The sequence below is a fragment of the Limnospira sp. PMC 289.06 genome (assembly GCF_032350395.1).
In the GTDB taxonomy this organism is placed as follows: Bacteria; Cyanobacteriota; Cyanobacteriia; order Cyanobacteriales; family Microcoleaceae; genus Limnospira; species Limnospira platensis.
This window is the reverse complement of sequence record NZ_JARPLC010000118.1, coordinates 1-10,794: the sequence shown is the minus strand read 5'-3', so window position 1 is coordinate 10,794 and position 10,794 is coordinate 1. Positions and strand designations below refer to the sequence as shown.

Sequence of the window (10,794 nt, the reverse complement as noted above, 5' to 3'; positions counted from 1 at the left end):
TTTCAGCAGAAGCAGAAAGAGTTGGAAAACTCCCAGTCTCAACTACAGCAGACTCGGAAAGACCTGGAAAAATCTCAATCGGATTTTCAGCAGAAGCAGAAGGAGTTGGAAAACTCCCAGTCTGAAGGGAAGAAACTGGAAACCAAAGTTAAGGAGGTTCAAGACCAGCTTAAAAATGCACAGAATAAACAGACGGAAACTCAACAGGAACTTGATAAGTCTCGCTCGGAGTTACATGATACCAGAGAAGAACTAGAAATGGCTAACTTCCAATTAGATGAAGTACAGGTGGAACTTGAACAGGCTACATTTGAGTTACATAAAACTAAGGAAGAGTTAGAGGGTTCGCAGTCTCAACTACAGCAACAGCAGAAGGAATTGGAAGAGTCGCAGTCTCAACTACAGCAACAGCAGAAGGAATTGGAAGAGTCCAAGTCAGAAGTTCAAAAACTGCGGGAACAAATACAACAGATACAGCAGATACAACAGTATCAAAATATGTCGCCACCAGGACAGCCAGTACAACAGTATCAACCTGCTGTAGCGCAGTCGGGGAATACATATAATGCTGCTCTTGTCAAGATGTTTGCTAAAATTATTGCTGAAACTATGCCAGACTAACATCTAAATTACTATATAAAAGGTGGGGTAGATGTGTGTTACCTAACCCACCTACTATCTCACCTAACTCTCCCAGGTGTTTAGGGCTAAATTAGACGAACAGAGGATTTGTAATATCAGTCAATTTCTATGGGAACTAAAAAACGTCATTTCTGGATTTTTGATAATATTCAACCTACTGTTAACCTGACTATTTTTGCGGTTCCTAAATCCTTTGTGGGAAGTGTGGGAATGATTCAACGTAATGCGATTACCAGTTGGACTAAACTGGTTCCGAGACCGGAAATTATCTTATTGGGTGATGAGAAGGGAACCGCAGAAGTCGCTAGTCAATTGAACCTGAGACATATTCGGAATATCCAAGTTAACGAACTGGGAACACCTCTGCTTAATGATATTTTTAGCCAAGTACATAATCACGCTTCCCACGGGGTTTTAACATATATTAACTCGGATATTATCTTAACTAGGGATTTTCTCCCTACGGTTCAACAGGTGAATGCTAATTACCCTCAGTTTCTGATGGTGGGACGACGTTGGAATTTGGATATTCACCAACCTGTTAATTTCGATAACCCTAACTGGGAACAAGAGTTACATGATGAAATCAATATAGCGGGAATATTTAGCGGTATCGGTGCGTTAGATTACTTTGTATTTCCTAAGCCTCTATTTAAACAACTTCCGGCTTTTGCTATTGGTCGTCCGGGTTGGGATAATTGGATGGTGGGAGAAGCGTTAAAACAAGGATATCCGGTAATTAACGCGAGTCAAACTATTACTATTATTCACCAAAATCATGACTACGGACATCTTCGGGGAAACCGCATCGAAGCGTTTCACGGAAGGGAAGCGAAGCAAAATCAAAGCCTTTTACAAGGACATTTCGCGGGAAATAGTGCGGATGCTACTGATTACTTAATCCCCGCGACGGTGGCTAATTCTCCACAGGTTAGTATTATTGTTTGTAGTGATAATGATGGTTCAACTTTACCAACAACTCTTGATAGTATCCTGAATCAAAATATTGATGGTTGCGAGATTATTGTGATTGATAACGGTTCGACGGACAACACCCCGGAAGTCCTAGAAGGTTATGGAAAATCTTTGCAATATGTTGGTCAATGTGGCGAGGGAATTGTGGCTGCTAGAAACCGAGGCTTGGAAATGGCTAGGGGAGAATTTATCCTGTTTTTAGATGGGGGTTCGACTTTACTACCTAATAGTTTGTCTGACCAGATAGATGCTTTTGAAAATCGTGCGGGTTCGCTGGAAATGGTATTCTCTGGTTGGGAAATTTGGGAGGAAAATCAGCTAATTTCGGAAGTTCAGCCTTACGATAATCTTGCGCCAATTTTACAGGGTCGCGACGGTTTACATGGTTTTCATATCTGGATGTTAACGGACCTGTTGCGATTGGTTGAAACTGGTGCTATTTTATTCCGAAATTCCTGGGTTAAACGCTGGGGAGGGTTTGATTCTGGTCTGTCTCCCTATGCTGCTACTATAGATTTATTGCTAAATTTAGCATCCCATGGCGCTGCGGGAATTTGTTTACGAAAACCGACTATAAGAGTCTCTACTGATTATAGCTTTAAACAATATACGATCGCCATCCTCACCTCGGACTGTAATCAACTCATTGAAAATTACTTTTCCCGTCCTACCCTACGGGACTGGATGCGTCCCCTACAACCCCTCTGTCGCTATCAAGTCCTGGTTTGGTTAGCTGCTTTAACCTATCATACTCAAGACCAACATCAGATGCTCCAATTTCTCAGACAGTCCCGCAATTATAGTCCCTATCCCCCTCAACAAACTATCAATAATTGGTATCAAAGTTTGACCAGAATTTCCCGCGCATATAATTATCCCCCCTTTCAACTCTCCCCAGATGACCTGAAATGTTGACGAAAAAATCAAATGTTAAGAAATGTTAAAAAATTTTGCTTTTTGGGGGTAGGGGCTTGACTTTTGGGGCTCTTGACAGTACACTTTTAATATAATGGGAATCTGTGCATTTTTGACAAATTAGCATATATTTCGATTATGTAACTTGATGCTAATATGTTAGCAAAATTTCGGCTCCCTGTCAACCCCTGCAGCCGGGCGGATTTGCGTGTTGACGAAAAAATCAAAAAAGTGATCGGGTGCGTCATAGCAATTAATAATGATTTCCCGATGGGGAAATGAGCGGACTGACGCACCAAAATTGTGGTTGAGAAATTCCCGGCTTAATTAACCAGGAAGTTGCTCAACTAAGCGCCACCGCGCAGCTTTTCGAGAACGGTGCGATCTTGGAGAGTGGAAGTATCCCCAGAAATCTCCTGACCCGAAGCAAGCGATCGCAATAAACGCCGCATAATTTTACCCGAACGAGTCTTAGGCAAATCATCAGAAAAGCGAATTTCCCCGGGACGCGCCAAGGCTCCAATTTCATTAACAACGTGCTGCTTCAACTCTTTTTCCAAGGCTTCATCAGGTTGGCGATCGCCTTCAAGAGTAACAAAAGCCACAATTTCCTCACCCTTGACTTCATCAGGACGGCCAACCACCGCCGCCTCAGCCACAGCCGGATGAGAAACCAAAGCCGACTCAACCTCCATAGTCCCCAAGCGATGACCAGAAACATTAATCACATCATCAACCCGGCCCATCACCCAGAAATAGCCATCCTCATCTCGATGAGCGCCATCACCAGCGAAGTAGACATAATCGCCATTTTTAGGTCGTAGATACTCCCAATAAGTACGACGGAAGCGCTCCGGGTCGCCATAAACAGTCCGCATCATACCCGGCCACGGGTGACGCACCACCAAATATCCCCCAGAATTATTAGTAACAGGTTCCCCTTCCGTATCAACCACATCAGCAATAATTCCAGGGAAAGGCAAAGTAGCCGAACCCGGCTTAGTAGGAGTCGCACCAGGAAGAGGAGTAATCATAAAACCCCCCGTTTCCGTTTGCCACCAAGTATCAACAATGGGACATTTTCCTTGACCAATGACGCGGTTATACCAAATCCAGGCTTCTGGGTTAATCGGTTCTCCCACCGTACCCAAAATCCGCAACGAAGACAAATCACGAGCATTAGGGTGTCTTTCACCCATTTTCATCAAAGCTCGAATAGCAGTAGGAGCAGTATAGAAAATAGTCACGCCATACTTTTCTACCACATCCCACAGACAACCGGGATTAGAAGCACGGGGAGCGCCTTCATACATCAAAGTTGTCGCCCCATTGGACAAAGGCCCATAGACAATATAACTATGGCCAGTAATCCAACCCACATCAGCGGTACACCAGTAAACATCAGTATCCTGTAAATCAAAAGCCCACTGATTAGTAATGTGACTGTAAAGATTATAGCCACCAGTAGTGTGTACAACTCCCTTGGGTTTGCCAGTAGTCCCGCTAGTGTAAAGGATAAACAGCATATCCTCGCTATCCATTTCTTCGGCGGGACATTGCCCGGAAGCATTTTGTTGCAAGTCATGCCACCAGTGGTCTCGTCCGGGTTCCATCTGGATTTTTTGCTCAGTGCGCTGTACGACCAAAACGTTATCAACACTAGGCGCACCAGCTTGTAAAGCCTTATCTACCTGTTCTTTTAGGGGTACGATCGCATCTTTGCGCCAACCACCATCAGCAGTAATCACCAATTTAGCTTCGGCATCTTCCAGGCGGTCCTTTAGAGCCTCGGCACTGAAACCGCCAAAAATGACGGTATGGGGTGCGCCAATCCTCGCACAAGCCAACATGGCGATCGCCGCCTCTGGTATCATGGGCATATAAATCCCAACGCGATCGCCTTTTTTGACTCCCAACTGTTTAATCACATTTGCCATTTGGCAAACTTCCCGATGTAGTTGGGAATAGGTCAGAGTCCGAGAGTCTCCCGGTTCCCCTTCCCAAATTAAAGCCGCCTTATTTTTGCGCCAGGTAGTCAAATGGCGATCGAGGCAATTATAGGAAATATTAATTTTGCCCCCCACAAACCACTTCGCAAAAGGTGGCTGCCAGTCCAGCACCTGATCCCATTTTTTAAACCAGTGCAACTCATTTTCCGCTAATTCTGCCCAAAACGCTTCCGGGTTAGCTTTGGCTTTCTCGTAGAGTTCCCGGTACTCTTCCATGCTCTTAATCCGGGCCTGTTTGGAGAAGTCCTCGGACGGATTAAATAACCGTTTCTCGTGTAAAATTGATTCGATCGTCGGTTGTGACATAGTGTGATGGTAACTTTAACTACAAAGTGAAGCCATTATAACCATTTTAGGCCTAGATTAAACTCTAAGAATCTTTACTTTTTTTTGAGCAGACTGCTAACTAGCTAACTCCTCCCCATGTCAAACCGATTAAAATCAGTTGTCAACTTCTAAGTAACTATGCCTCCTCAACTCATTATCCGTCCTGCTACTGTTGATGATGTTCCGGTCATTTGGGCTTTAATTCAGGCTTTGGCTGAATATGAAAAACTCTCCCACCAAGTCACTGGAGATCTGGAAACTTTGCAACAGCATCTATTTGGCGATCGACCAATGGCTGAGGTCATTATCGCCGAATGGGAGCAAAAACCCGTAGGCTTTGCTCTGTTTTTTCATAACTTTTCCACCTTTTTGACTCAACCCGGCATTCATTTAGAAGACCTATTTGTTATGCCTGAATATCGACGTTTAGGCATTGGGAAAGCCTTAATCCAACAGGTGGCTAAAGTCGCCCTAGAACGTCCGTGTGGGCGCTTAGAGTGGACTGTCCTCGACTGGAATCAATCGGCGATCGCATTTTACCAACATATAGGAGCCACAATACTACCTGAATGGCGCATTTGTCGAGTAGTGGACTATCAACGCTTACTGCAACAATGAGATTTGTAAATTTATTGTTAAGTTTTGTAACAAAAAAAAATTGCCCCTGGGAAGCTGGGGGGGTTGCTTTTCCGGTTGGCTTGTGGTATTATTTTAGATAATGGGAATAGTCGCAATTTTATTTTACAAGGTTAGATTGTCATTATAAAATCATATATCAAAATAATAGCATGATATTTCGGAGGTTGTCAACCCCCTATCTCTTGGTAATTGATATTATGGTTCTTGATAGAGAGGAATAGTGAAAGTAACAGTTGAGCCTAAGCCTTCACCCAAACTGTAAAACTTAACCTTACCTCCCATAGCTTGGACCAGCTTTTGAGAAATAACTAAACCCAGTCCCGTCCCCCCATATTGCTTAGTGTAACCACTATCAACCTGAGAAAAAGCCTGGAATAATCTATCTTGCTTTTCAATGGGGACACCAATACCAGTATCCACAACTCTAAACTCCACAAATCCCGGAAATTGTTGATTTTGGATAATCACATTTTCTCGGATAATTCCTAGACTAATATTAATCCCTCCTTTGTGAGTAAATTTAATGGAATTTCCCACCAAATTTAGCATCACTTGTAAGATACGTTGATAGTTACCATAAACAATAATTTGACTATTGCCAGCCTCCGTTTGAATGGTTAGTTTCAAATTTTTCTGCTCAACTTGAGGGCGAATAAAATGCTCAATTTCTCTGAGGACTTCATCAACTTTGACCAAAGCGAGTTCAATATCCATTTTGCCCGCTTCGATTTTAGCAATATCCAAAACATCATTAATTAAATTCAGGAGATGAATAGCAGCTTGATGGGCTTCTTCGATAAATTCCCGTTCTTCCTCTGGGTCATCAGCCATACCATCTAAGACTAATTGAAGGAAGCCAATCATACCGTTGAGGGGAGTTCTGAGTTCGTGGGAAGTATTGGCGAGGAACTCACTTTTGAGGCGAGAAAGAGCCACAGCTTCGAGTCTGGCTTCTTCTAACTCCTGATAAAGAGTAGCATGGGCGATCACCGTTCCTACATGAGTAGCCAACTCCCGGACAAAATCTATTTCCGCCGCCGTCCACTGGCGAGTGCGATCGCATTGATGCAGGGAAATCAAAGAATTAGGTTGCTCTTGATAAGCAGTAGGAATCACCATCAACGAATGACGTTGATAGGGGTCATTTTCAGGGGCACTGCGCTCAATGATAATCGGTTCTAAAGTGGCTAAGGCTTGAGCCCAACCTAATTCCGAATCACTCCATAGATTTAAACCCAACATCATGGGGATATCTTCTTGGCGGTACTCAGCCACCACTTGGGTAGACTTATCAGAGGTGCTGCGATAGGGACAGATAATGCAGCGACTGACACCAAGAACCTGACCCAGACTGTTAACAGTTTGTTGCCAAATCTCTTTTAAATCCAGAGTGCGGCGAATTTTTTGAGTAATTTGGCCGAGAATAGTTTGATAAATTTGAGAAGTGGGGGGAACGCTACGGCAAAGGGTTCCGGCAATTTGAACCAGCATTTTTTGCTGGATATCAAAATTAGATGGTAAGGCGCGGTAGGCAATCAGTTCACTGTGATTAGGGCTGAGATTCAGTTGAGAATTTTCTAGTAATCGCCCCATCACCAGGACATGGGTAGCACTGCCGTTAGATTTTAATATGGGACTGACAATCAGTTCCAGGGGAAAATAGTATTCTTCATAACAAAATGGATAACTGAAACGCTCAGGTATTAAGCTGGCGATCACCCGGTCGATTCTTTCTTGATAGGGGGTCAGTACCAGAGGCTTAAATGTATCTGCCATATTAGTTCCTGTGATTTGGTCAACAGGAAGAGGATGGCGATCGCATTGTCGCCAAGAAAATAGTAGATACTCCCCCGATTGGTTCTGAATAAAAACTAGGTCGGCATCCAAACCGGGTAAAATATCCCCAAAGCCTGATAATGGTAGATCAGAATTGTTGTGCAACATTTAACCTTCCTAAAACGCTCAAAACTCAGCGCAATAGGGTAAGTACAGCATCACCAATAACGGTGAAGGCAGTTGCCTGCAAAGCTCTCAACATAATGTGGCGATCGCCAATTAAGGTTTAAATACAACCCTCCTGGCCCATTTTACTCGTATTCGGGTACAATGTCAACAGACACATTTAGCCCGGAGACATCTGGCGATCGCACCGTGGTTTACCAGGCTTTCCGCCCCCAACTCCAACTCAATGACCATCAAGCCACCTTGATGGTCAAACACGCCGGCTATGCTAGATTTTTGATCAAGCTCTCCCCACCTCGCCGCCGGCAGGTGGACCGAGTGCGTCGCTCTTTTTGTTCAATCATTCCACTCCCCCCGGGGTGGCACGGGAGGGTTACGTTGTAGACTCAAAGCCAAATCATCTTCTGGGCGTTCTCCCCGCAACCATTGTCGGAGAGCGGTTTCAATCACCTTACTTGGATCATTAGTCAAGTGCTTGACCTGATCCAATAATTCAGAATCAATATGGATAGAAACCTCTACTTTGCTTGGTACACTAGAGGTCGAAGAAGTATTTAGATTCATGGCGCAAACATCCTAATTCAGAAAACCCAATACCTCCGAGATTAGTCCCGGAGGCTCAACTCAAGACCGAGTATGATTTGGGGGCTTTATTCTATTGTACGATCTCAATCTCACCTGTTGCCCATCCGGTTAAGGGCGGGGAAAATTTGAAGCCGGAGTAAAACCAGTTTGAGGTTTACCCACAGAGGCACGACTCATAAAGTCCCGCCATACCGGAGCCGCCACAGTTCCCCCAGTTACTCCCCTAGCCAATCGAGTGAAGTCATCATTACCAACCCAAACCGCCGTCGATAAATGGGGAGTATAACCCACAAACCAGACATCGCGTTCGGAGGATGTAGTCCCAGTTTTGCCCGCTGCTGGTCGTCCTAGTCGGGCGCTGGTGGCAGTACCACTGGTAATTACCCCTTGCAGTACATCATTTAGGGAGGCTACCGCCCACTGATTCAGAACTAAGCGAGGTGATGGGGTATTGTCAAGCAAGACATTTCCCTGGCTATCAGTGACTTGTACAATGAAAGTCGGGTCAGAATGCCAACCGTCATTAGCAAAAGTAGCAAAAGATGCAGCCATTTCCATCGGTGTGAGATCCACAGATCCGAGTGGTAAGGAAATTACCGGCTCCATAGGGCTAGTAATTCCCAGGAGGCGACAAATCTCGATTACCTGATTGAGTCCCACAGATTGACCCAGCTTGACCGCCGGAATATTCAGGGAAGTCTCTAAGGCTGAACGAATGGTCACAGCGCCCGAGAAGCCGCCGCCATAGTTTCGGGGTGAATAAAACCCAGAGCCGTCGCGATAGCTAACAGGGGTATCTTGAACAATGGTACTAGGAGCATATCTACCTGTAGCGAAGGCGGCATAGTAAACAAACGGCTTAAAGGCTGATCCAGGTTGCCGTTGAGCCTGAATAGCTCGGTTGAACTGGCTTTTATTATAATCAGACCCTCCCACCATAGCTTTGACAAAATGGGTAGTGGGATCTACGGCGGCTAATGCGATTTGACCGTTATTGCGATCGCGATATACTCCTCGATAATAAAGGCGATCGTGCCATTCCCTCACCGTTCTTTCTGCCATGCGCTGGAAATTCAAATCAATGGTCGTTTGAACCCGCATTCCCCCTTTCAGCACCGCATCACGACCAAACTCCCTAGTTAACTCCTGAACCACCGCTTCCGTCACGTATGGTAATTCACTGGTTCTAAAGGAGGTGATCCTACCCACTAATAGGGGTTCTTTTCGCGCCTCAGCCGCCTCTTCTGGAGTAATCCAATTTAGCTCTACCATGCGGTTAAGCACTTGAGCCTGTCGTTGTTTAGCTAGTTGATAATTTGCAAAGGGGCTATAGTCTTCTGGTGCCGAAATTAAACCAGCAATCATCGCCGCTTCAGATAATTTCAGCTCTGATGCCGGTTTGTTAAAATAGCTTTGGGAGGCTGTTTCAATCCCATACAGGTTATGACCCCAGTAAACCTGATTTAGGTATAATTCTAGGATTTCGTCTTTGTCTAAAATTTGTTCGAGGCGAATTGCCATTACCGCCTCAGCGGCTTTTCGGCTAATGGTTCTACTGGGGGATAAAAACAGGTTTTTCACCAACTGCATGGTTATGGTCGAACCACCCTCTACCGTTTTCCCCCTTTCCAGGTTAGCAAGCATAGCTCGCACTATCCCCGTGGGATATATCCCCCGATGATCATAAAAATGGCTATCTTCAATAGCTAATACCGCCCGTTTTGCATGGGGGGATATTTCATCAAGAGAAACTACTTCTCGGTTGGCTTCGTCGTGAAGGCTGGCTAAGTGTCTACCCTCAATATCGTAGATGTGGGTGGTTTCGGTGGGAATATAGTTTTGTAATACCCTTACGTCTGGTAAGTTACGGAAACTAACGGCTAGACCCACCAGCCCTCCTGCCACCACGGAACTGGCTAACATGGTTGTACCCAATATGGTTCCGGCGGTAACTTTGCTTACTGACTGGATGAAGTCAAATAAGCCTGACGGTGGCGACTCAAGCCTTTGTCTACCTCGGACTGTTACGTTTGTTAATGACACGCTGATTCCACTCCTTCCAGAAAACAAAGCTACAGGGTTTTAAACTTGATAATTAGCTTAGACCAGTTTTTCTCCTGTTAGCTAGTAGGGGTCGAGAGAGATGTCGCCATCTCCCCCTCCCATACAAAACCGTGCTTGCGAGTTTCCCAGCACACGGATCCTAATCTGATTGTTCCATTGTTAAGGATACAGCATTGGCGTTATCTATTGCCGTTTTATCATCGCGGGTGTGGCGATGTAATAGTTGAAGATTTTTGTATTCATCCTTTCCGCCTAGGCTTCGAGGTACAATGTGGTCTACTTCAATTAAATCCAATGGTGCGAAATACTGTCCACACCAGGTACATCTACCTTTTTGCTTCTTGAGTAGTTTTGCTACCCTATTTGGCGTTCCAATTGCTTGTCCTTTCCTGGTTGCCCAGTAAGTCCAGTTTCCGTCGTATGGTGTTGCGTCAGGGCGTATTATGGTATGTCTGACAATTGGGGTCCATTTATGTTGCCATAATGTGAGTCCATCCTTGGTCTGGAATAACCAGGATTCATGTCTTTCTTTAGAAGGGGTCGAGAATGGAGTCACCTCCCTCCATCCCCTCCCATTCAAAACCGTACTTGAGACTTTCACCTCATACGGCTCCTAGTTTAACCGTCTCCTTGTTAAGAGTACAGCATTATCTCTTCATCAAGAGCTGTTTTATCA

General features: G+C 44.9%; 6 protein-coding genes and 2 pseudogenes. 3 read left to right on the top strand and 5 right to left on the bottom strand.

Annotation, left to right across the window (positions count from 1 at the left end):
- Positions 1 to 750 precede the first annotated feature (750 nt).
- Positions 751 to 2,532 carry a glycosyltransferase gene (locus P5674_RS19175; protein WP_315670206.1) on the top strand — a complete coding sequence of 594 codons (1,782 nt, stop codon included), beginning with the start codon at positions 751 to 753 and terminating at the stop codon, positions 2,530 to 2,532.
- Between the two features lie 347 nt (positions 2,533 to 2,879).
- Here the strand turns inward: P5674_RS19175 and acs are convergent, their stop codons facing one another.
- Entirely contained in the window at positions 2,880 to 4,847 is a 1,968-nt protein-coding gene (gene acs, locus P5674_RS19170; protein WP_006617424.1) for an acetate--CoA ligase, read from the bottom strand.
- 159 nt (positions 4,848 to 5,006) lie between these two features.
- Here acs and P5674_RS19165 point away from each other — a divergent pair, with 159 nt between their 5' ends.
- A complete protein-coding gene (locus P5674_RS19165; protein WP_006617423.1) occupies positions 5,007 to 5,486 on the top strand; it encodes a GNAT family N-acetyltransferase in 480 nt (159 codons plus the stop codon).
- A gap of 216 nt (positions 5,487 to 5,702) precedes the next feature.
- On the opposite strand, the gene P5674_RS19160 is transcribed toward P5674_RS19165, so the two are convergent.
- Positions 5,703 to 7,451 carry a sensor histidine kinase gene (locus P5674_RS19160; protein WP_006617422.1) on the bottom strand — a complete coding sequence of 583 codons (1,749 nt, stop codon included), beginning with the start codon at positions 7,449 to 7,451 and terminating at the stop codon, positions 5,703 to 5,705.
- Between the two features lie 207 nt (positions 7,452 to 7,658).
- Between P5674_RS19160 and P5674_RS19155 the strand changes: the two are divergent.
- Positions 7,659 to 7,748, top strand: a pseudogene (locus P5674_RS19155) (RNA-guided endonuclease InsQ/TnpB family protein); the annotation flags it as partial.
- A 57-nt stretch (positions 7,749 to 7,805) separates the two neighbouring features.
- On the opposite strand, the gene P5674_RS19150 reads toward P5674_RS19155, so the two are convergent.
- From P5674_RS19150 to P5674_RS19140, 3 genes and pseudogenes are all read right to left on the bottom strand, one after another.
- Positions 7,806 to 8,033, bottom strand: a complete 228-nt coding sequence (locus P5674_RS19150; RefSeq protein WP_006617421.1) for a type II toxin-antitoxin system CcdA family antitoxin — start codon at positions 8,031 to 8,033, stop codon at positions 7,806 to 7,808.
- Positions 8,034 to 8,162: 129 nt separating this feature from the next.
- On the bottom strand, positions 8,163 to 10,097 hold the full coding sequence (locus P5674_RS19145; protein ID WP_014276068.1) for a transglycosylase domain-containing protein: 1,935 nt from the start codon (positions 10,095 to 10,097) through the stop codon (positions 8,163 to 8,165).
- 160 nt (positions 10,098 to 10,257) lie between these two features.
- Positions 10,258 to 10,650, bottom strand: a pseudogene (locus P5674_RS19140) (HNH endonuclease); the annotation flags it as partial.
- Positions 10,651 to 10,794 lie beyond the last annotated feature (144 nt).

Excerpts from the sequence above, each read along its gene's own strand:
- P5674_RS19175 (WP_315670206.1), top strand. The coding sequence starts at position 751 with ATGGGAACTAAAAAACGTCATTTCTGGATTTTTGATAATATTCAACCT.
- acs (WP_006617424.1), bottom strand. The coding sequence starts at position 4,847 with ATGTCACAACCGACGATCGAATCAATTTTACACGAGAAACGGTTATTT.
- P5674_RS19165 (WP_006617423.1), top strand. The coding sequence starts at position 5,007 with ATGCCTCCTCAACTCATTATCCGTCCTGCTACTGTTGATGATGTTCCG.
- P5674_RS19160 (WP_006617422.1), bottom strand. The coding sequence starts at position 7,451 with ATGTTGCACAACAATTCTGATCTACCATTATCAGGCTTTGGGGATATT.
- P5674_RS19150 (WP_006617421.1), bottom strand. The coding sequence starts at position 8,033 with ATGAATCTAAATACTTCTTCGACCTCTAGTGTACCAAGCAAAGTAGAG.